The following is a 21,078-nucleotide window of genomic DNA, read 5'->3' on the forward strand; positions in this document are numbered from 1 at the left end:
TTAAAAGGAGGAGCCATGGTATGGCTCAGGTATTTTAAATAAATTATTTCCATAAAGTTGGCAACTCGCTCCACTCAGACACTCCAACTTTTTTTATTCCAATAATTTAGAGTTGAATTGCATTTCGATTCTAAATCGTCGGATTTTTTTATTCCTATTTAAACATTTAACTCCTTTTTTAATAATGAATTTATAAACCGTCCTTGCTGAAAAGTCGAGTGTCAATTCGGCGTAAAGAGCGTTAAAAATGATTTACTATTCGCATTTCATATGCGAATGATTTAAAGCATTTAGCGAATAGACGTTATTGACCGACTTGTAAGCACAGACTTGATTTTTTGATTACTTTTTGATCAAGCAAAAAGTAATCAAAAAACTCTTGTCTTTGATTTTCGACGGTCAAAATAAGTTTCAGCCATTCAATATTTTAAATCATTTGCTGCGCAAACAGTAAAATATTTTAACCATTTACTTCAACTTTTTGACACTCGCCTCCAAATCATATGACATTTTATGATCCTTTTTCAAATACATAATACATTGTACTTTTTACATTTTACTTAATACTTAAAAAACATCTTACAATTCTAACTGAATCGAATAACCGTCTGTGCAAAATCTTTAAATCTTGCAAAAGTGTAGAGGTTAAAACAAATGGTATAGAGGAATAACCAAATGTGTATTATAAAGAAGTTCGATGCGATTTTGTGGGGAAATGACCATACAAAAAGGCGTAGAACTCTACTTAAATCTTTTGAGGTACTGGTATACCGAGCAACAATAAGAGAGCCCACGCCTAGGTCGTGAGCAAATTTACTTATTTTCTCGTTGCTACAAAAATTACCAGTTTTCAAAAGCGAGACAAAAGTATTTTTACTTTAATTTTTTAACTATCTGATAACAAATATAATAATATTATTTTAATTGCGCACTATCGACCGCAATATTTTTATTTACTCCTATTAATTTGCTGTCATGGATAGTTCTAATAGACGTATATGTAAATTCATATATAATAACTGGATAACAAAATCTGAATCACAAAGAAAGTTTGCTGACGAACATAATATTGAAGAAAGCGTTGTCAGAAAAATTAAAAAAGCTTCTCAAGATGATAATTATATTGAATATAATATGCCAATATCCACACTTGAGAGAATTTGTGAGGCACGAGAAATTAAATTATATGAATTTTTCAAATTAGTTAACATATAAAAGGCTCCTATTGGAGCCTTTTATATGTTAACTATCTTTAATTTTAATGATTCTTCCTGGATTACCTACAACAGTTGCGCCATCCGGAATATCTTTTATAATAACAGCACCTGCACCAATGGTACACCACTTGCCTATTTTAATTCCTTGAATGACAGCAGTTCCTATACCTATATGAGTTCCCTCACCTACTTCTACATTTCCTGCTAACGCCACATTGGGTGAAATATGTACATAATCCTCAATTACACATTCATGATCGATTGAAGCATTGGTATTAATAATGCAATGTTTACCTATTTGTACTTCCGTATTCACAGAAACCCCTGACATGATAACAGACCCTTCTCCAATTTTAGCTCGTTTTGAGATTGCTGTTTTTGGATGAATAAGCGTTAAATAATTAAATTGTGGGTGATTATTCACAATCATTTTTCGTGTAGCATTATTTCCTATTGATATGAACATATTTCTTTCGTTAGGGAAACTATGCAAAACTTTGTATTGATAAACTGAATTTATTGATTCATCTACATCAAGAAATCCGTCAACTTTTATTTCTAAATCTTCAAGAATATCTAAAATAACTTTTCCATGCCCTTTTGCTCCTACTAAATACATTTGTATATTTTAAAATAATGCAAAGCTATGGTACATAAATTTATTTATTATATAACCTCATGAAATTTTATTGGTTTTGCAGGAATACCAACAGCTGTACAATTTGCAGGTAAAGATTTTGAAACTACAGCACCTGCTCCTATGATTGTATTTTCACCAATTTCTAACAAATTTATAATTTTAGCGCCAGTACCAACATATACACCTTGGTATAGATGGACTTCTCCTGATATATTAACACTTGGCATAAAAGCACAATAATCATCAATTAATGTATCATGACCAACAGTACACATTAAATTAAAAATAACAAAATCTCCAATCTTTATATTACAAGTAATTATTGTTCCTTCACAAATAATGGTACCTTTACCTATTGTAACATCATCTGCCGAAATAGAAGTATTGGGATGAATAATTGTTGGAAATTGAAGATTAGAATTCTCTATTTTATCGAGAATTACTTTCTTTATCTTAGGATCACCTATAGAAATAATTAATGATAATTCAGAAGTAACTTCGTTTAATTCTTTAATTCCTCCCAAAACAGGAAAACCATTAATAATTGATCCTTTCTCTTTACCGTCATCATAAAAACCAACAAAATTATAAGTATTAGGTTGTGTTTTATTAATTGCATCAACGATGGTCTTTACTTCACGACCAAAACCACCTGCTCCAAAGATTGCTATTTTTTTCATTTTTTTGTGCGTTATATGAAAATTTTATTTAATTTTTTCCGTTAAAAGGTTCAATCGTTACATGTCCATCGGCTGAAATACCTTCTGACTTGAACACTTTTTTAAAGGTTGTAAAGAACACGTTCAAATCTGTTGCAAACGAAAGATTCTCTACATACCATACGTCTAATTCGAACTTTTTTTGCCATGAAATGGCATTGCGTCCGTTGACTTGTGCCCAACCCGTAATACCTGGTCGTACCAAATGTCTTTTTCTCTGTGTTTCGTTATACAAAGGTAAATATTGAGGTAACAAAGGACGTGGTCCTATTAGTGACATATCACCTTTTAAAACATTGATTAATTGTGGGATTTCATCTAATGATGTTTTGCGTACAAATGCCCCAATGGGTGTTAATCGTTCGGCATCAGACAAAAGATTTCCTTGTGCATCTTTTTTATCATTCATCGTTTTGAACTTAATGATTTTAAAAATCTTTTCATTCAATCCTGGACGTGCCTGAAAAAAGAAGGGCTTCCCTTGATTGGCAAAATATAAGCCTATTGTAACTCCAATAAATATAGGAGAAAGTACGATAAGTCCTATTAAAGCTATAAAAAAATCGAAAACTCGCTTGAAAAAGTGTTTATACATTAATTTAGAGATTAGATATTGGGGATTAGAAATTAGGGACTAGAGTTTTGATTTACGATATTTTATTAATCCATTTAACATTTTACCTATTTCTTCAATTTTTGCTTGTAAAATTATATATTCAGAATCTGATATAAAATTAATATTTTTTGAAATTAATAATTGTGTGTCTAATTCCATTAAACTACCTAAGGCTATGTATAAAAAATGAATAAACTCTTTATCAGAATTACGTGCAGCTCCTTCTGCTATATTTGAAGATATAGAAACTGCTGATCTTCTAATTTGATTGGTCAAACCATATATTTCTTCTTTTGGAAAAGATTGTGTTTCTTTATAAATAATCGTAACAAAATCAACCGATTTCTTCCAAACATCTAAGTCCTTATGTGTTTTCATATCTTTTATTTTAGGGACTAGGAACTAGAGATTAGAAAGTCTAGTTTCTGATCACTGATTTCTAGTTTCTAATATCTAATTCTTGATATCCAGTTTTTTAATCAACATATTATATTCATCTAACAAGGCGTTCCATACAACCGATTGTTCATAACGGGCTTGTATCATTGGGCGAGCATTATTCTTTAAACTTAGGTAATAGGCTTTATCTTCAATTAACTTTTGCATGGCGGTTGAAATTGCTTCTACATTTTTTACAGGAATAATCGTACCATTTTCTCCTTCTGCAATAATTTCATTGCATCCATTTATATCTGATACAATACTTGGCAATTCCATTGCTCCTGCCTGCATCACTACATTCGGAAATCCTTCGCGATAACTCGGAAAAACCAACGCATTACTTATTGCAAAATAAGGACGCACGTCTTTTTGGAAACCTACACTGATTATGTTAGGGTTTGTTTTGATTTCATTTAATGTTTCCTCCTTTAATGGATCCAATTCTGTTTCAAGTGGACCAACCAATAAGAGTTTAGGGACTTTACTAGAGACTAGAGACTTGGGATTAGAGAGTTGGGAGTTGTGATTAGAGACTAGAGTTTCTGATTCCTGATTTCCAGTACCTAGTTTCTGAAATGCATCAACTAACTCATTAATTCCTTTATCCCCCACTAAACGACCAACAAAAACGAAAACGAAGTCCTCTGTTTGTATATTGAGTTCTTTTTTTAACTTTTCTGTTTGTTCCTCAGAAATTTGAATTGGACTAAAATGATTGGTATCAATACCATTGGACGAACCTTCTCCAATTACTTTTAATTTATCAGCAGATGTATACTTATTTTGTAAAATAAAATCATACAATCCTTGGGAATTCGGATAGACTTTGGTTGCTGAAGAATAGGTTAATTTTTCGACAACATCTAATACTTTACGTTTAGTTCCTGTAGCTTCCATTAAAGGTAAGCCTGCCACCGTATGCAAACGAATGGGTACACCTGCTAACTTTGCTCCCAACATCCCTACTATACCTGCTTTTGGAGTATGTGAATGCACTATTACAGGCTTTTCTTTTTTACATAGTTTATAGAAATTCCATAAGGATTTTATATCTTTTATAGGTGAAATGGTACGCGTCATTTCTAACCCTATAACATCAATACCTTCCTCTTTATTCACATCTTGTAGTTCTTGTCCATTGCTTGACACCCCCATTACCTCATAGCCTTTTTTTGACATGAAATGATGTTGTCCTTTTAAAAGTGTTTTTAAGGAAATGGGAACGGTGGTTATACGGATTAGTTTAGTTGGCATTAATTTACTTTTGAAATATAATCAATTACATCAAAATCTCTTATTAATAATTTTAATTTACCTGATTTATTGTGATCAATTACTTTCTTATATTCAAACTTAATAGATATTTTATCACCTAAAATATTCTTTAGCTTTTTAGAAATATTATTTTCACTTTCTACACTAAATTTAGTGTTTTTAACAATTTTAACAACTAATTTATTTGGGTCAATTTGAACAATTTGAAGTTGATCTATACCATTAACTTCTTTTATTACAGATGCAATTCCACCTGACACATAACCTCTTTCGAATGTCCATAACATATCATTTGATCGTCCTAGAACGGATTTAACATGTTTGAAAGGACTATTGCATAAACATTTAGAATCATTAGAAACAGTCTCAACATAATCAAGAATATCATATCTCAATAAAGGTGTTTTCCAATTACGTAAACTAGTTACTACTAATCTACCAACTTCACCTTTGTTTACAGGTTTATTATTCTCATCTAAAATTTCAAAAACACCAGAATCTTCATTCAAATGCATGTTTCCATATTTACATTCAGTAATAAAAGGACTACCTTCAGAGGAAGCATATTGATTAAAAACTTTACAATTGAAAGCTTTTTCTATTTCTTCTCTTTGAAATTCGAATAATGTTTCTGCAGTAGTGCAAATTGCAATTGGTTTAAAATTTAATTTTATATTTTTTCTATTAATGTATTCTGATACTATATAAATTGCAGAAGGAAATCCATCAAGATATATAGGTTCAAAACTATTAAGTTTATCTATATAACTCTCTAAATAAGATTCTTTTAAATGAAAGACTGACATTATTAATTGATCATCAGTCTTGTTGTATACCCAAAATGGAGGCCTTTTATTTTGAGGCTTTATAATAATATTAGAAGAGAATCTAACATTTCTTTCTTTCTTGTTAAGACCAATCATAATATGAAATCTATTCCAAAGTGCAAAAGACATAGCTTCAGATTCATAATCTAAAACATTTTTTGTGGGTGTTCCTGTAGTCCCACTTGTAAATCCAATAGTCGAAACTTTCCTTGATTTATTGTTATTAATTATTTCGTCAACATATTCTTTCCTTTCTTTCTTTGATAATATTGGTAAAGAATATAGTGCTTCATAAGGATTTTTTTTAATATCATCAATACTAATATTATTAGATAAAAAAAGATTATTATAATATTTAGAAAAGAGAAAGCATTCAATCAGTAATTGAGTCAACTTTATTTTCTGATAATTAATCATAAAATCATAATCAGAATCTTTATTTAACAAAAGTTCCTTTAATTTTTTATTATAAAATCGATTATATCTTTTTGATTTATTTAAATATCCTTTTAAAGATGCTAATACACATTTTATAAAATAGGGAGAATTTAAGTATATTTTAGTTATCATACTATATTTAATTAAATAATAAAATTGCTAACATTTATTAAGATAGACATAATTGTACCATACCAGAAAGAAGTATCTAAAATTAATAAAGGTAACATGAAGTTAATAAAGGCTATATTAAATGAAAATGAAAAAAAAGCAAAAAACAATAAATTAGAAAATTGTTTTTGATTTTGAATATAGTTATAAAATAAAACAATTAAAACTAAAAAAAACATATGCGCAATATTCAAAAATCTTGACCCCGAAGGAAATGAAATTGCAATAAATGAAAAGGAATAGAAAAACAACACAAAATTAAATAGTTTGTTAAAATAAGCTCTTTTATCTAAGCCTACCAGTTTAATATTCTTTTTTATATATACAACTACAATAAAAACAAAAATTTTTATAGCCATATCAAAATATTTTTGAACACTTAAAAAAACTGAATTTTCACGCCTTTTATCTACTAATGCTGAAACTTCATTACTATTTACATAATTTAAACGTTGGCCAATAGCTCCATCAACCAAATCAGCATTTGAAATAAATCCTAGATTTATTGAATTTGTTCTTAAAAACCAAGAAATAAAAAAAGTAAACAGAAATATATACCACAAAAATTTATTCGGCTTTTTTTTATTATCAAAAAAATCATGTAGTAAACAATAAACAACCATTACAGGCATCACCATTATAAAACCATAGTGAAACAAAGGTGTTAATAAAAGTAATAAATACCCATATTTTTTATTATATAAAACTATATTATAATTAGCTAGAAAAAAAATTAAAGCTCCTGTCCAAAATCTAAAACCATTAATATTAGATAATGAAACATATGTATAAAATATTAAAGCAAGTATTATATAGTTTAAATCTATTTTTCTAAAATATTCATTTCTAAAAATTAGAATACATTTATAGCTAAGATAGGCATAAATACCACCTGCTAAACCGTACATTATTTTAGGATTATTTGTAAAAACAGAAGAAATATAAAAAATAAATAATCGATAAATATCTCGTAATTCTCCATCTCTATACAATCTAATGATAGCATTATAGTCTAATGAATTATCAAAACTCGCAAAAGCTTTAGCATATCTATAAGAATCAGCTGAAGAATCAGAAAAAGAAATACTAGCACCAAAGAGTATACCAAAAAAAATATATATAAAGTAACTGCTTTTAGATCTTATATCAAAAAAAGAAAGAATTAATCCTAAAGGAGGATTAAGAAATACCATAGAAGTACCTAAAGAACTTAACTTTTTGTACATAATAGTTTATCTAATTTTTTTATTTGATTTTGCCATGTAAAAATCTCAATATTCCCACTATTTAAAACAATATTATCATTTAAATAATCACTCAAAACTTTATTAAATTTCAAAGACTCAATTTCTACTTGAAAATTTGAGGTATTAAAATTATATCCTAAATTATTATTTTCAATTATAAAAGATGATTCAGAAATATTTGGAGCAAAATTTAAAATTGGTTTTCCTGTAGAGATATACTCAAATAATTTCAAAGGCACTGTTTGGTAATGTGCTTTAATATTACCTACAATTAACCATAAGAAAGAAGCTTTCATTTGATATTTTATGACTTCTGATCTAGGTATATTTCCAAGAAATTGTATAGATGAGAAACATTTGTAATTTTTCATACTCTCTATTAATTCTTTCTCAATATTACCCGCAATGATAAGTTCAACCTGTTCTAAAGTAATAATTTTTTCATTAATAGCTTTATCTAATAAATCTAATAACGGAAATGGAGACCTTATACCATTGTAAAAAGTACCTGCATAAAATATTTTAATTTTATCTGTACTTTTTATATGTTTACAATTATCAGTTAATTCCAAATTAGTACCTTCAAAACCGTTATAAATACAATGCATTTTATGACTATATTTTTTATAGTAAGCTTGATTCACTTTTAGCATTGTATTTGTTACATAAGTTATAAAATCTGCATTTTTTAATATACTAGCTTCTAATCGTTTATGTAAAATTGATTTTAATCCTTTTACTTCGTTCCAATGGTTTAAATAATTAAAATCTCTAAAATCTGCAATCCATGTTAAATCTCGATTTTTTATTTTTAAATATTTTGCAATTCTATGATTAGTAACTCCTGGTGAAGTAGAAATGACAATATCAAGATCATTGAACATCTTTTTATTATCTTTGATAAAATTAATAACATTTGGATACCAAAACATTCCTTTATCTGGAAAAACAAATGACTTAATAAGTTTAATAACTTTCGTTTTTATTCCATTCTTACTTTTTTTTACTGAATGGTTAACTTGTGCCACTTTATTTGATAACTTGCTCTTAACAGTAAAAATTTCTACACCATCCAAATTATTATCAAAGCTTTCACTTTTACCCAAAGGTAAATCGGGGTTTTCACAAGTAAGTACCTTTATATTATATTTACTTTTGTCTAAATATTTTGCTATTGCATAAGGTCTTTGTGCACCTGCCACATTGTTTGGGGGATAAGCATACGCTATTATTAAAACATTTTTTTTCATTTTTTAGTCTATATTTCTTATTACCTTACATGGATTACCAACTGCAACAGAATTATTAGGTATATTTTTAGTAACAACAGAACCAGCTCCAATAATAGCATTATCTCCAATTTGAACACCTGGTAATATAACACAATTTGCACCAATCCAAACATTATTTCCTATTCTGATTGGATCAGATTTTACATGTTTAGAATAATCATTTAAATCATGATTTGAACTAATAAATGCACAATTAAATGACCAAATAGTGTTTTCACCTATTTCGATTCCGTTTATTGCTTGATAATAACATCCTGCTGATGTTGCAAAACTGAAATAACTACCTTTATTATTATCATTATTAATAATAATTTTACTAGGAGAATTTGCTCTTGAGGTAAAATGAAATAGTAAATTTCCATAATTAATTCTCAATATATATTTAAAAAATAAGTTAATTATTAATGTCCCTAATCCAGTTGCGTAATATTTACGTTCATAAATCTCATTAAAAAAAGGGATAAATCTAATTTTTTTTAATAAATTTTTCATCCAAAAAAATATGTTATAATTATCAACAAAATCAATAATAGTATAATTTTATTACCTATAATCTTTTTAAAGTAAGAGAACAATAAACTCTCATGTTTTAACTGTAATAAAGCTATCAATATAGTAGAGATTACATTTCCAAATACAATACCTTCTAAACCATAAAAATAATACAGTGTTAATGACAGTACTAAATTTAACCCTAAAAGTAATAAAGCATATCTTAAAATATATTTTGCGTTACCCGATGCTGTTATTAATGCTCCGTAGTAATTATTACGAAATAAACCAATTAAAAGAAATGTTTTAAAAAGGAACACGGAATCTTTATAACTTTTATCGTAAATAAAAAATATAATATCATCTGCAAAAAACATTAATAACAACAAAATAGGATAGGTTATAAATGATACTTGCAAAGTAGTTTTAATCCACGCCTCTTTTGCTTTTTCCTTTTCGTTATTATTGATATACTTTACTAATATAGGATATTGTTTCTGAGAGAAAGCTGCACTTAACATTGCAAAAATAGGTATTTCCATAGCACCAACAGAAAAAATTGCAAAAGCTCTTTCATCTTCAAAATGATTTACAATTAAACTTCCCGTATTAAGCATTAATGTTCCTACAAAAGTTGCTAAATACAGCGGTAAACCTTGTTTTAATACTTTGTAAAAATATTCTTTACTCGGCATCTTAATTTTAAATGTAAGATTTTGTTTCTTTACTAAAGCTATAATTGGCAAACCAAACAGAACAATATAAAGTAAAACGCCTAAATAAATAATATTAATATTTAAATTTTCATAACAAACATAAGAAAGAACTAATAGTATTAAGCTTACAATAAAATACATAACCGTTAAAACGGTGTGTGTATATATATGCGCCTGATTTATGTAAGTGTATCTTAAAACTTTATTTAAATTAAAAACAAAAAAAGTTAATGGAAATAATAAACTTACTAAATAATAATATTTCAAATCTAGAATATTAAAATAGTGTAAGCTATTTAATAAAAAGATAATTGAAAAATAAATAAAACCAATTATTAAATAAAATGAAACTGTATTAGAGAACAAATCATCCTTTTTATCACCTTTAGCTAAATAGTATTTATAGCCTTCTGCTATACCTAAAGATAAAATAGGCACTGAAAAATTTACTATAAAAAAGACTTTTTTCCACACACCAAATTCTTCAATCGATAATTTTTTTGAATAAAAAAAATCAATTAAAAGAAAGAAAACTGCAATTAAACTCTGAGAAAAAGCAAGTAAAAAACTTTGGAATAAATTAGTTTCTTTAAATTTTAAAAATTTATCTTTAAGATTCATTTCCAATTAAAAGTAAATTTTCTATTATTCTTTCCGCAGCATTTCCATCCCATAATTCTGGAATTCCGCCTTTTTTCCATTTATCAGTAAACAAAATATCTAAAGCAGGTTTTATCGCTTTAGGATTGGTTCCGATTAATTCGTTTGTACCTATAGTAATGGTTTCTGGCCTTTCTGTATTATCTCTTAACGTTAAACAAGGCACTCCCATAACTGTTGTTTCTTCTGTAATACCTCCAGAATCTGTTATTACAGCCTTAGCATTTTTAACCAAATAATTAAATTCTAAATAGCCCATTGGATTTACAATATGTAAATTATCAGCTTCTATACCTAAATCGGTAAAGATTATAGCAGTACGCGGATGTATTGGAAAAATAACGGGTAATCCTTGAACATTGTTCAAAATTTCGTTCATAGTTAATTTTAACTTTTCTGCTTCATCAACATTAGCAGGTCGATGCATGGTAAGAACTACATATTTTTTTTCTTCTAATTTTAAACATTTAAATATTTGAGGTTCTTTGAATCTACTTTGATTAACTAATAAAGTATCAATCATTACATTTCCTACGAAAAAGATGTTTTTTTCAGACACACCATTTTTTAGTAGATTGTTGTTTGCTACATCGGATGTAGTAAAAAAATAATCCGTTATTGCATCTGTAACTAAACGGTTAATTTCTTCTGGCATCGTTAAATCACCACTTCTAATTCCAGCTTCAACATGAGCAACTTTTATATTTAACTTTTTTGCCACTATAGAACATGCCATAGTAGAGGTAACGTCTCCCACAACTAAAACAAGATCTGCCGGATTACAAATAAGCTCTCTTTCAAAAGCTATTAAAATTGCTGCTGTTTGTTCAGCTTGGCTACCTCCTCCACATTCTAAATTAACATCAGGTTTTGGTATATTTAATTCCTCAAAAAAAGTTTCGCTCATTGCATGATCATAATGTTGTCCCGTATGTACTAAACGATAAGAAATATTATTACCTGCACTTTTTGCTTTAATTATAGCATGAATTATCGGAGCAATTTTCATGAAATTTGGTCTAGCTCCAGCTATTAATGTTATTTTCATTACAATCGATTATCACTATTTTCTAAAATCCCTTTCACATCGTAGATAACACCGCCTTCTTTCAGGTATTGGTTTAGATCTAGGTCTGCAAATTCTTTGTGCGCTACGGTTAGGATGATGGCGTCAAAAGCGTGAGCTTGTGAAGCTGTGAAGTTGTGAACATCATCTAACGAATTATAAGAAGTAATTCCATATTCATGCATTACTTCCGCTGGGTTTGCCCAAGGGTCATAGGTTGTAACATCAAGAGAATAATCTTGTAAAGCTTTGATGACATCCACTGCTTTGGTGTTGCGTACATCAGGACAATTTTCTTTGAATGTAATTCCCAAGTTCAGCACTTTGGCACCGTTCACTTTAACATCTTTTTTAATCATGGTTTTTACCACTTGCGAAGCGACATATTGCCCCATCGAATCGTTGAGACGACGACCAGCTAAAATGATTTCGGGATGATAGCCTTTTTCTTGTGCTTTTTGCGCTAAATAGTAAGGATCTACACCAATACAATGTCCACCTACTAATCCTGGTTTAAAGGGTAAGAAATTCCATTTAGTTCCGGCTGCTTCTAACACAGCATGTGTATCGATCTCTAATAAATTAAAGATTTTTGCTAATTCGTTGACAAAAGCAATATTAATATCGCGTTGAGAGTTCTCAATTACTTTAGCTGCTTCTGCTACTTTAATACAAGGTGCTAAATGCGTACCTGCCGTAATAACTGATTTATAAATATCGTTAACTACTACTCCAATCTCTGGTGTAGAGCCCGACGTTACTTTTAATATTTTTTCTACCGTATGTTCTTTGTCTCCTGGGTTGATACGCTCTGGAGAATAGCCTGCAAAGAAATCTTTATTGAATTTAAGACCAGATACTTTTTCCAAAACAGGAATACATTCTTCTTCTGTTACACCTGGATATACCGTCGATTCGTAGATGACAATATCTCCTTTTGACAATACTTTCCCTACGGTTTCAGATGATTTATATAAAGGCGTTAAATCTGGACGATTGTGCTTGTCTACTGGTGTAGGAACCGTTACTATATAGATATTCGCCTCTTTGATATCGTCTAAGTTTGATGAGCAGAATAAACCATGGGTTGGTTGAACTGTTGAATCGTTTAATTGATTAATTGGATTCTCAGTAACTAAAACTGATTGTAATACTTCATCAGAAACCTCTAATGTTAAGTCGCGTCCTTGATTTAATTCGTTGATACGTTTTTGATTGATATCGAAACCTACTACTGGGTATTTTGTAGCAAATAAACGTGCTAATGGTAACCCTACGTATCCCAAACCGATAACGGCAATTTTGTGTTGTGTATTCATTCTTGTTTTATGATCGATTAATTTTTATTTAATTTTAATTTGTTAACTTGTAAACGTGTGAACGTGTGAACGTGTGAACTTCTTTACTTGTAAACATGTAAACTTGTGAACTTGTTAACTTCTTCACCTCTTCACTTGTTAACTTCTTCACCTCTTCACTCCTTCACTTGTAAATTGTAAACGTGTGATCATGTAAACTTGTGAACGTGTGAACCTGTAAACTTGTAACTTCTTCACTCCTTCACTTCTTTACTTCTTTACTTGTAAATTGTGAACTTGTAACTTCTTCACTCCTTCACTTCTTCACTTATTCTCTATTTCAAATTCTCCCAATACCATTTTACAGCTTCTTTTAAGCCTTTGTCTATTGTATGTGTTGGCTCATATCCTAATAATGTTTTTGCTTTATCAATAGATGCTAACGAATGAGGAATATCTCCTACTCTGTTTGGCCCATGAATGGCTTCTACAGTTGCAATTTCAGCATCAAATTCGCTTAAATATTCACGTAAATATTTCACTAAATCGTTTAATGTTGTACGATCTCCAACAGCTGTATTATAAACTGTATTAACAGCTTTTTCATCTTCTGTCAGCATCGCACGTTCGTTCATTTGAATGACATTGTCAATATACGTAAAATCTCGAGAATAATCTCCTGTTCCATTAATCTTAGGTGATTCGTGATTCATGAATTGTTTAACAAACAACGGAATAACTGCTGCATACGCACCATTTGGATCCTGACGACGACCGAATACATTAAAATAACGTAAACCAATACATGATAATCCGTAGGTTTTAGAAAAAATATCGGCATATAATTCATTCACATATTTTGTAATGGCATAAGGAGAAAGTGGTTTCCCGATGATATCTTCTACTTTCGGTAAATTTTCTGAATCACCATAAGTAGATGAAGATGCCGCATATACAAAACGTTTGACTCCTGCATCACGTGCTGCAACTAACATGTTTAAAAAACCAGATACATTTACGTCATTAGATGTAATTGGGTCATTTATAGAACGTGGAACAGAGCCTAAAGCCGCTTGATGTAAAATATAATCTACTCCTTCTACCGCTTGATGACATGTTGCTAAATCTCGGATATCTCCTTCTATTAAAGTATAGTGTGGATTTGCTAAAAAAGGTTCTACATTGTGTCGATGACCTGTTGCAAAATTATCTAAACACGTCACTTGATAGTCTTTAGCTAAAAAATATTCGGTCAAGTTAGATCCGATAAATCCAGCTCCTCCTGTGATTAATATATGTTTCATACAATAAATAAGTTCGAATTTTTATGAGATGAATACGAAGTATTGTACGACAATTTAATCATCACAATTTGTTGAGAAGTATCGAGTGAATACTCTTTAATTATCAATCTCATATTTGTTTTATAGTTAGTTAGTTGTTAGTAAACGCAAATATATATCATATATTTATTAATTATGTTTCTTTTTAAACAAAAAAATGCAACACTTTTATTTTGTTGCATTTTTGTCTATAATTTTACTTACAAACTTTTATTAAATATTCACCATACCCACTTTTCTTCAGTGGTTCTGCAATATTCATTAATTCTTCTTTTGTAATGTATCCCATACGATAAGCTACTTCTTCGATTGCGCCAATTTTCAACCCTTGACGTTCTTCGATCACTTGTACAAACTGCCCAGCTTGCATCAACGAATTAATCGTTCCGGTATCTAACCAAGCTGTTCCACGATCGAAAACACCAACTTTTAATTTACCTCTTTTTAAATATTCGGCATTGATATCTGTGATCTCTAATTCGCCACGTGGAGAAGGTTTGATATTTTTTGCAATTTCTACCACATCATTGTCATAGAAATACAAACCTGGTACTGCATAATTTGACTTGGGTTCAGTTGGTTTTTCTTCAATTGAAACAACTTCATTTTGCTCGTTAAATTCAACTACTCCGTATCGTTCGGGATCGCTCACCTGATAAGCAAAAACCAAGCCACCATCTGGATCTGCTGAATCTTGTAATAATTTAGACATTCCAGAAGCGTAAAATATATTGTCACCCAAGATTAAGGCTACTTTATCATTTCCAATAAATTCTTCTCCCAAAATAAAGGCTTGTGCCAATCCATCTGGACTTGGTTGTTCTTTATACGAAAATTTACATCCGATTTGAGAGCCATCGCCTAATAATTTTTCGAAATGAGGTAAATCGTGAGGCGTAGAAATAATCAAAATTTCGTTAATCCCTGCCAACATCAACGTTGACAATGGATAATAAATCATTGGCTTATCGTAAACAGGCATCAATTGTTTACTTACCGCTAATGTTAACGGATGTAAACGTGTCCCTGATCCTCCTGCTAAAATTATTCCTTTCATTTTATTTATTTTATGGTTAGATGGTTAAAGGGTGAACGTGTGAACTTGTAAACGTGTGAACGTGTAAACTTGTGAACTTGTAAACGTGTGATCATGTGAACTTGTAAACGGGTGAACGTGTAAACTTGTGAACTTGTAAACGTGTGATCATGTGAACTTGTAAACGGGTGAACGTGTAAACTTGTAAACTTGTGAACTTCTTCACTTCTTCACTTGTCAAATTGTAAACGTGTGAACTTGTCAAATTGTAAACTTGTAAACTTGTAAACTTGTAAACTTGTTAACTCTTTCACTTCTTCACTCCTTCACTTCTTCACTTGTTCACTTGTTAACTTCTTCACTTGTTAACCTTCTTCAATATCCCTTTTCAATGATTCTATTAATTTTAAGAGCATTCTTTTGATGTGTAAAAATTGTGTATCAAAATCATCTAAATTACTTATATAATTTAATCTTTTAGATATTTCTAATTGTGTTTCAATTTCATTCAATGAGCCTAAAGCGATGTACAAAAAATGAATAAATTCTTTTTTACTTTTTCTTCCAGCTCCTTCCGCAATATTAGAAGGGACAGATACTGATGCTCTTCTTAATTGGTTTGTCAAACCAAATTGCTCTTCTTTTGGGAAGCAATCTGTAATAGAATAAATATTTGTGACCAGATCTAATGATTTCTGATATACTAATAAATCCTTATGGCTCTTCATCTATTGTATTTTATGTGAAACTTGTGAACTTGTGAACGTGTGAACGTGTAAACTTGTGAACTTGTGATCATGTGAACTTGTGAACTTGTAAACGTGTAAACTTGTGATCATGTGAACTTGTAAACGTGTGAACTCTTCACTTCTTCACTTGTTAACCTCTTCACTTGTTAACTTCTTCACTTCTTCACTTGTCAAATTGTAAACGTGTAAACTTGTTAACTCTTTCACTTCTTCACCTTGTTCACCTCTTCACTTGTTAACTCCTTCACTCCTTCACTTGTTAACCTCTTCACTTCTTCACTTGTTAACTCCTTAACTTCTTCACTTGTTAACCTCTTCACTTGTTCACTTGTTAACTTTTTCACCTTAAACTCTCCAAACGACTGTGCTTCTTGATCCTTTTCAGAAATTATCATTTTATCTGTTGGAATTTGCCAATCTATATTCAGTTCGATGTCTAAAGGATACACGCCATCTTCAGACGCTTTGTTGTACCCATTATCGCATTTATAGAAAAATGTTGCTGTTTCTGAAATCACCGAAAAACCATGTAAAAAGCCTCTCGGAATAAACAATTGTTTTTTATTTTCTGCTGATAATTCTACTGCGACAGCTTTTCCATAGGTTTCTGAACCTGGACGTACATCTACTGCGACATCAAGCACAGCTCCTTCTACCACACGTACTAATTTTGCTTGTGCGTACTCTCCTGCTTGCATATGTAAACCACGAACAACGCCATAAGATGAACGAGACTGATTATCTTGAACAAAGTGTGGTTTATATCCTAAAATTTCTTCCAACTTTCCTTCGTTATACGATTCGAAGAAATACCCTCTCGAATCTTCAAAAACAATTGGTTCTAAAATAAAACAACCTTTTAATTTTGTTTCTATCGCTTTCATTATAGTCGTTTATCAACTTCTTCTTTAGGCAAAGCCCCTTTTACATCATAAATCACACCATTTTCTTTTAAATAATCAGTTAACTGAAGATTTAAAAATTCGTCGTGTGAAACTGTTAGAATGATGGCGTCGAATTGGTGAACTTGTGAATTGGTGAACTGGAAAACCTGATCCAATGTATTACAAAAAGTTATTCCGTATTCATGGTTTACCTCATCCGGGTTAGCCCAAGGGTCTAACGTTGTCACCTCTATTCCATATTCTTCTAAAGCATGAATCACATCAATTGCTTTTGAATTACGAATATCAGGGCAATTTTCTTTAAAGGTAATTCCTAAATTTAGAATTTTTGCGCCTTTTACTTTGATATCGTTGTGAATTAACAATTTAACAACCTGAGAAGCTACAAACGCTCCCATAGAATCATTCAATCGTCTTGCTGCTAAAATTAATTCAGAATAATATCCAATTTCTTGTGCTTTTTGAGCCAAATAAAATGGATCAACACCGATACAATGTCCACCAACCAAACCTGGTTTGAATGGTAAAAAATTCCATTTTGTTCCAGCAGCTTCTAATACGTCATTGGTATCAATATCCATTAGCGAAAAAATCTTTGATAATTCGTTAATAAAAGCAATATTGATATCACGTTGCGAATTTTCGATGACTTTCGATGCTTCTGCAACCTTGATTGTCGGTGCTAAATGCGTCCCTGCAACAATTACGGATTGATATAAATCGTCAACAATTTTTCCAATTTCTGGCGTTGAACCTGAAGTTACTTTTAAAATTTTCTCAACCGTGTGTTTTTTATCGCCTGGATTAATTCGCTCTGGTGAATATCCCGCATAAAAATCTTGGTTAAACTTCAATCCCGAAGAATGTTCCAATACTGGAATACATTCTTCTTCTGTAACACCTGGATAAACCGTTGATTCGTAAATAACAATATCATTTGGTTTTAACACTTTACCTACCGCTTCCGAAGACTTTTTAAGCGGCGTTAAATCAGGTCGATTATTCTTATCTACTGGCGTTGGAACGGTTACCACATAGATATTAGCGTCTTTGATATCGTCTAAATTAGCTGAACAGAATAAACCATGGGTTGGTTGAGCTGTTGAATCGTTTAATTGATTAATTGGATTCTCAGTAACTAAAACTGATTGCAATACTTCATCAGAAACCTCTAATGTTAAGTCGCGTCCTTGATTTAATTCAGCAATACGTTTCTGATTGATATCAAACCCAACAACAGGGTATTTTGTTGCAAATAATCGAGCCAAAGGTAAACCTACGTAACCTAAACCGATAACTGCTATTTTATGTTGTTGATTCATTTATTATAATATTTTCTGTACCATTGTACAAAGTTATACACTCCTTTGTCAACCGGATAATGAGGATGATAACCAAATTTATCTTTCAACTCTTGGACATCTGCCCATGTTTGATTGACATCTCCTGCTTGCATCGGATACATTTCTAAAATAGCTTTTTCACCTGTCGAAAACTCAACTTCTTTGATAAAATCCATTAATTGAACAGGTTTACTATTTCCTATATTGTATAATTGGTATTTTTCTTTAATATTTTTATCTTCAAGTATTTTGTCTATTCCTTGAATAATATCATCAATGTACGTGAAATCGCGTGATAAATCCCCGTGATTAAAAACTTTTAAGGGTTGATGATTCAAAATAGCATCTGTAAACAAAAACATGGCCATATCTGGTCGTCCCCAAGGTCCATAAACCGTGAAAAAACGCAAACCTATCGTTTGGAAATTGTATAAATGACTATACGCATGTGCCATTAGCTCATTTGCTTTTTTGGTAGCTGCGTATAAACTAATAGGATGATCAACGTTTTGATTTGTTGAAAAAGGAACATCTGAAGAGTTTCCGTAAATACTTGAACTACTTGCGTACAGTAATTTTTTGACGTTATAATTTCGGCAACATTCTAAAATATTTAGAAAACCGACCAAATTACTCTGTCCATAGGCATCAGGATTTTCGATACTATAACGAACACCAGCCTGAGCTGCCATATTAACAACCGCATCAAACGAATATGTTTTAAAAAGTTGAGCCAATGACTCTTTATCTTCTAAATTCATTCGATAGAAAATCATCTTTTCTTCGTATTTAGAAGAAAGAACTTTCTGCCCAAAATTTGAAGCAAATTCTTGAGAAATTCCTAATTCGTGTAATCGATCATATTTTAACTGAACGTCATAATAATCGTTGATATTATCAATTCCAACAACTTGAATATCTTTTTCGATTAGTTTTTCAGCTAAATGATAACCTATGAAACCGGCTACACCAGTTATAAGTACTGTTTTCATTACTTCTCTTTTTCGGAGGTTGCGACCACTTTTCTTAATCCTGAACTAGAGAAGCGGTGTGTACGCTTGTTGTAGTAAATCTGAATATTATTATCTAAACAATATTGTTTTCCTGTAAAGTCAATGTTTCGGTATTCTTCCCCTATAATTCTAACATTTACGGGTAAAGCACTTAACATATCAAACAAATCTTGTTCTGTTTCGTATGGAATAATTTCGTCCACATAACGACATCCTTCTAACTGTATATAGCGTTCTACGATAGATTGTGTTGGACTGTTTTTAGAAGGGTCTACTGCTGCAGGATCTGTATTAAGACCTACAATCAAATAATCGCATTGTCGTTTGGCTTCTTCGAGCATCATCACATGTCCTGCATGAAGTAAGTCAAATATTCCGAAAGTAATTCCAGTTGTCATTTATAATACTATTGTTGGAAAGGCAAATTTAGGTAATATTTTGAATTATTGTTAAGGAATTGTACAATAAAAAAAGTCTCTCAAATTTGAGAGACTTACACTTATATCAATTCTGAATTTCTTTTTTCTAAATGGGTGTAAACATTCTTTACTTCCTGCGAATATTCTTTTTGTAGAATTAAATTCGCTGTTGGGGTATTCACAAAAATACAATTCTGAAGCCCTACAAAGGATGTATACACATCTGTTCCAATCACCATGTTTCCACTACGGTCGACATAATGTCCGTTCATCACAAAATAATCATACAAGGATTCGAAAGAACCTAAATCATTCCAAACAAATTTTGCTGGAACTACTTTTATCTTCTTGCTTCGTTCCATTACGGCGTAATCGATGCTATTTGATGGAATATTCATCGAAAGTTCTTCGTTCAATTCTCCATTTACATTTTCGTTCCAAGCCTCGACAGAAGTTTCATAAATTTCTTTTTCAAACTTCTTCAACTCTTTTAGCAACACTATTGCTTTGAAACAAAACATTCCACTGTTCCACAAAAAATTTCCTTGCTCGATAAAATCTTGTGCGGTAATATGATTTGGTTTTTCACGAAACGATAACACAGTGTCTCCTTTGTGTTCGATATAACCATAACCTGTTTCTGGACGTGTTGGATGCACCCCAAAGGTTACAATATGGTCATTCTGTGCTAAATCGATTGCTCTATTCATCGCTTCTTGATAAGCTGCTGTATCTTCGATCAAATGATCTGAAGGGGTCACAATCAATAGATCATCTTCGTCAACCGCCAAAGCCGCAAACGCAATTGCCGCTGCTGTATTGCGAGGGACAGCCTCTACAATTTTTGTGTATTCAACATCCATCTTATCGAGCACTTCTTGACTCAAATGATCGTTATCCTTGTTTCCTATGACCATCAACTTATCTGCAATAGGACGATTGCGCTGAATCGTTAACTCAAATAAAGATTGCTCATTAAACAGAGGTAAATATTGTTTTGGATGACTTTTTCGTGAAAGTGGCCAAAGTCTACTCCCAACACCACCAGATAAGATCACATTATAAATACACATAAATTCTTCTAATTCGAACTTGTAAAGATATTAAATCAAATCATTATAGAAAATTATTGAAATTAAATTTAATGTAAATTTA

The 21,078-nt window shown here is 30.8% G+C and carries 19 protein-coding genes and 1 pseudogene; all 20 read right to left on the reverse strand.

All coding sequences use genetic code 11. From position 1 onward, the window contains the following. Positions 1-1,242 precede the first annotated feature (1,242 nt). The gene (locus HX088_RS03305; protein WP_225542115.1) at positions 1,243-1,836 is read right to left on the reverse strand and encodes an acetyltransferase; all 594 of its coding nucleotides are present in this window, start codon (positions 1,834-1,836) and stop codon (positions 1,243-1,245) included. Between the two features lie 47 nt (positions 1,837-1,883). After that, the gene (locus tag HX088_RS03310; protein WP_286483375.1) at positions 1,884-2,537 is read right to left on the reverse strand and encodes an acetyltransferase; all 654 of its coding nucleotides are present in this window, start codon (positions 2,535-2,537) and stop codon (positions 1,884-1,886) included. A 28-nt stretch (positions 2,538-2,565) separates the two neighbouring features. Then, complete coding sequence (locus HX088_RS03315; RefSeq protein WP_286483377.1) at positions 2,566-3,171, reverse strand: sugar transferase; 606 nt, start codon at positions 3,169-3,171, stop codon at positions 2,566-2,568. A gap of 39 nt (positions 3,172-3,210) precedes the next feature. Further along, positions 3,211-3,570 carry a four helix bundle protein gene (locus HX088_RS03320; RefSeq protein ID WP_286483378.1) on the reverse strand — a complete coding sequence of 120 codons (360 nt, stop codon included), beginning with the start codon at positions 3,568-3,570 and terminating at the stop codon, positions 3,211-3,213. 75 nt (positions 3,571-3,645) lie between these two features. Further along, complete coding sequence (locus HX088_RS03325) at positions 3,646-4,887, reverse strand: glycosyltransferase family 4 protein (protein ID WP_286483381.1); 1,242 nt, start codon at positions 4,885-4,887, stop codon at positions 3,646-3,648. After that, entirely contained in the window at positions 4,887-6,305 is a 1,419-nt protein-coding gene (locus HX088_RS03330) for a phenylacetate--CoA ligase family protein (protein ID WP_286483383.1), read from the reverse strand. Before HX088_RS03330 ends, HX088_RS03325 begins: the two co-directional genes overlap by 1 nt. Before the next feature lie 11 nt (positions 6,306-6,316). Beyond that, entirely contained in the window at positions 6,317-7,570 is a 1,254-nt protein-coding gene (locus HX088_RS03335; RefSeq protein ID WP_286483385.1) for a hypothetical protein, read from the reverse strand. Next, positions 7,555-8,841 carry a glycosyltransferase family protein gene (locus HX088_RS03340; RefSeq protein ID WP_286483386.1) on the reverse strand — a complete coding sequence of 429 codons (1,287 nt, stop codon included), beginning with the start codon at positions 8,839-8,841 and terminating at the stop codon, positions 7,555-7,557. Before HX088_RS03340 ends, HX088_RS03335 begins: the two co-directional genes overlap by 16 nt. Positions 8,842-8,844: 3 nt before the next feature. Further along, positions 8,845-9,375, reverse strand: coding sequence for an acyltransferase (locus HX088_RS03345; protein ID WP_286483388.1), 531 nt, complete (start codon positions 9,373-9,375; stop codon positions 8,845-8,847). Beyond that, the gene (locus HX088_RS03350; protein ID WP_286483476.1) at positions 9,372-10,712 is read right to left on the reverse strand and encodes a lipopolysaccharide biosynthesis protein; all 1,341 of its coding nucleotides are present in this window, start codon (positions 10,710-10,712) and stop codon (positions 9,372-9,374) included. The genes HX088_RS03345 and HX088_RS03350 overlap by 4 nt, the downstream gene beginning before the upstream one ends. After that, positions 10,702-11,799, reverse strand: coding sequence for a non-hydrolyzing UDP-N-acetylglucosamine 2-epimerase (wecB, locus tag HX088_RS03355; RefSeq protein WP_286483389.1), 1,098 nt, complete (start codon positions 11,797-11,799; stop codon positions 10,702-10,704). Before wecB ends, HX088_RS03350 begins: the two co-directional genes overlap by 11 nt. After that, positions 11,799-13,136: a nucleotide sugar dehydrogenase gene (locus tag HX088_RS03360; RefSeq protein WP_286483391.1), complete on the reverse strand. Its 1,338-nt coding sequence runs from the start codon at positions 13,134-13,136 to the stop codon at positions 11,799-11,801. The genes wecB and HX088_RS03360 overlap by 1 nt, the downstream gene beginning before the upstream one ends. A 314-nt stretch (positions 13,137-13,450) precedes the next feature. After that, positions 13,451-14,419: an SDR family oxidoreductase gene (locus HX088_RS03365; RefSeq protein WP_286483393.1), complete on the reverse strand. Its 969-nt coding sequence runs from the start codon at positions 14,417-14,419 to the stop codon at positions 13,451-13,453. A gap of 235 nt (positions 14,420-14,654) precedes the next feature. Then, positions 14,655-15,515, reverse strand: a complete 861-nt coding sequence (rfbA, locus tag HX088_RS03370; RefSeq protein ID WP_286483395.1) for a glucose-1-phosphate thymidylyltransferase RfbA — start codon at positions 15,513-15,515, stop codon at positions 14,655-14,657. A gap of 344 nt (positions 15,516-15,859) precedes the next feature. Beyond that, positions 15,860-16,222 (reverse strand): four helix bundle protein, encoded by a 363-nt coding sequence (locus HX088_RS03375; protein WP_038335987.1) that lies wholly within the window; start codon positions 16,220-16,222, stop codon positions 15,860-15,862. 377 nt (positions 16,223-16,599) lie between these two features. After that, positions 16,600-17,127: pseudogene (rfbC, locus tag HX088_RS03380) on the reverse strand (dTDP-4-dehydrorhamnose 3,5-epimerase); the annotation flags it as partial. Continuing rightward, positions 17,127-18,470 carry a nucleotide sugar dehydrogenase gene (locus HX088_RS03385; RefSeq protein ID WP_286483397.1) on the reverse strand — a complete coding sequence of 448 codons (1,344 nt, stop codon included), beginning with the start codon at positions 18,468-18,470 and terminating at the stop codon, positions 17,127-17,129. The gene HX088_RS03385 and the pseudogene rfbC, both read right to left, overlap by 1 nt. Beyond that, the gene (locus HX088_RS03390; protein ID WP_286483399.1) at positions 18,467-19,483 is read right to left on the reverse strand and encodes an NAD-dependent epimerase/dehydratase family protein; all 1,017 of its coding nucleotides are present in this window, start codon (positions 19,481-19,483) and stop codon (positions 18,467-18,469) included. The genes HX088_RS03385 and HX088_RS03390 overlap by 4 nt, the downstream gene beginning before the upstream one ends. Beyond that, complete coding sequence (locus HX088_RS03395) at positions 19,483-19,902, reverse strand: adenylyltransferase/cytidyltransferase family protein (RefSeq protein WP_171622975.1); 420 nt, start codon at positions 19,900-19,902, stop codon at positions 19,483-19,485. Before HX088_RS03395 ends, HX088_RS03390 begins: the two co-directional genes overlap by 1 nt. A 101-nt stretch (positions 19,903-20,003) precedes the next feature. Continuing rightward, positions 20,004-20,996 carry a mannose-1-phosphate guanylyltransferase gene (locus HX088_RS03400; RefSeq protein WP_286483402.1) on the reverse strand — a complete coding sequence of 331 codons (993 nt, stop codon included), beginning with the start codon at positions 20,994-20,996 and terminating at the stop codon, positions 20,004-20,006. Positions 20,997-21,078 lie beyond the last annotated feature (82 nt).

This window comes from Empedobacter sp. 225-1 (assembly GCF_030328185.1).
Lineage (GTDB): Bacteria > Bacteroidota > Bacteroidia > Flavobacteriales > Weeksellaceae > Empedobacter > Empedobacter stercoris.

What these genes read in the sequence shown, in the direction of transcription:
- HX088_RS03305 (WP_225542115.1), bottom strand. Translation starts at nt 1,836, where the DNA reads ATGTATTTAGTAGGAGCAAAAGGGCATGGAAAAGTTATTTTAGATATT.
- HX088_RS03310 (WP_286483375.1), bottom strand. Translation starts at nt 2,537, where the DNA reads ATGAAAAAAATAGCAATCTTTGGAGCAGGTGGTTTTGGTCGTGAAGTA.
- HX088_RS03315 (WP_286483377.1), bottom strand. Translation starts at nt 3,171, where the DNA reads ATGTATAAACACTTTTTCAAGCGAGTTTTCGATTTTTTTATAGCTTTA.
- HX088_RS03320 (WP_286483378.1), bottom strand. Translation starts at nt 3,570, where the DNA reads ATGAAAACACATAAGGACTTAGATGTTTGGAAGAAATCGGTTGATTTT.
- HX088_RS03325 (WP_286483381.1), bottom strand. Translation starts at nt 4,887, where the DNA reads ATGCCAACTAAACTAATCCGTATAACCACCGTTCCCATTTCCTTAAAA.
- HX088_RS03330 (WP_286483383.1), bottom strand. Translation starts at nt 6,305, where the DNA reads ATGATAACTAAAATATACTTAAATTCTCCCTATTTTATAAAATGTGTA.
- HX088_RS03335 (WP_286483385.1), bottom strand. Translation starts at nt 7,570, where the DNA reads ATGTACAAAAAGTTAAGTTCTTTAGGTACTTCTATGGTATTTCTTAAT.
- HX088_RS03340 (WP_286483386.1), bottom strand. Translation starts at nt 8,841, where the DNA reads ATGAAAAAAAATGTTTTAATAATAGCGTATGCTTATCCCCCAAACAAT.
- HX088_RS03345 (WP_286483388.1), bottom strand. Translation starts at nt 9,375, where the DNA reads ATGAAAAATTTATTAAAAAAAATTAGATTTATCCCTTTTTTTAATGAG.
- HX088_RS03350 (WP_286483476.1), bottom strand. Translation starts at nt 10,712, where the DNA reads ATGAATCTTAAAGATAAATTTTTAAAATTTAAAGAAACTAATTTATTC.
- wecB (WP_286483389.1), bottom strand. Translation starts at nt 11,799, where the DNA reads ATGAAAATAACATTAATAGCTGGAGCTAGACCAAATTTCATGAAAATT.
- HX088_RS03360 (WP_286483391.1), bottom strand. Translation starts at nt 13,136, where the DNA reads ATGAATACACAACACAAAATTGCCGTTATCGGTTTGGGATACGTAGGG.
- HX088_RS03365 (WP_286483393.1), bottom strand. Translation starts at nt 14,419, where the DNA reads ATGAAACATATATTAATCACAGGAGGAGCTGGATTTATCGGATCTAAC.
- rfbA (WP_286483395.1), bottom strand. Translation starts at nt 15,515, where the DNA reads ATGAAAGGAATAATTTTAGCAGGAGGATCAGGGACACGTTTACATCCG.
- HX088_RS03375 (WP_038335987.1), bottom strand. Translation starts at nt 16,222, where the DNA reads ATGAAGAGCCATAAGGATTTATTAGTATATCAGAAATCATTAGATCTG.
- HX088_RS03385 (WP_286483397.1), bottom strand. Translation starts at nt 18,470, where the DNA reads ATGAATCAACAACATAAAATAGCAGTTATCGGTTTAGGTTACGTAGGT.
- HX088_RS03390 (WP_286483399.1), bottom strand. Translation starts at nt 19,483, where the DNA reads ATGAAAACAGTACTTATAACTGGTGTAGCCGGTTTCATAGGTTATCAT.
- HX088_RS03395 (WP_171622975.1), bottom strand. Translation starts at nt 19,902, where the DNA reads ATGACAACTGGAATTACTTTCGGAATATTTGACTTACTTCATGCAGGA.
- HX088_RS03400 (WP_286483402.1), bottom strand. Translation starts at nt 20,996, where the DNA reads ATGTGTATTTATAATGTGATCTTATCTGGTGGTGTTGGGAGTAGACTT.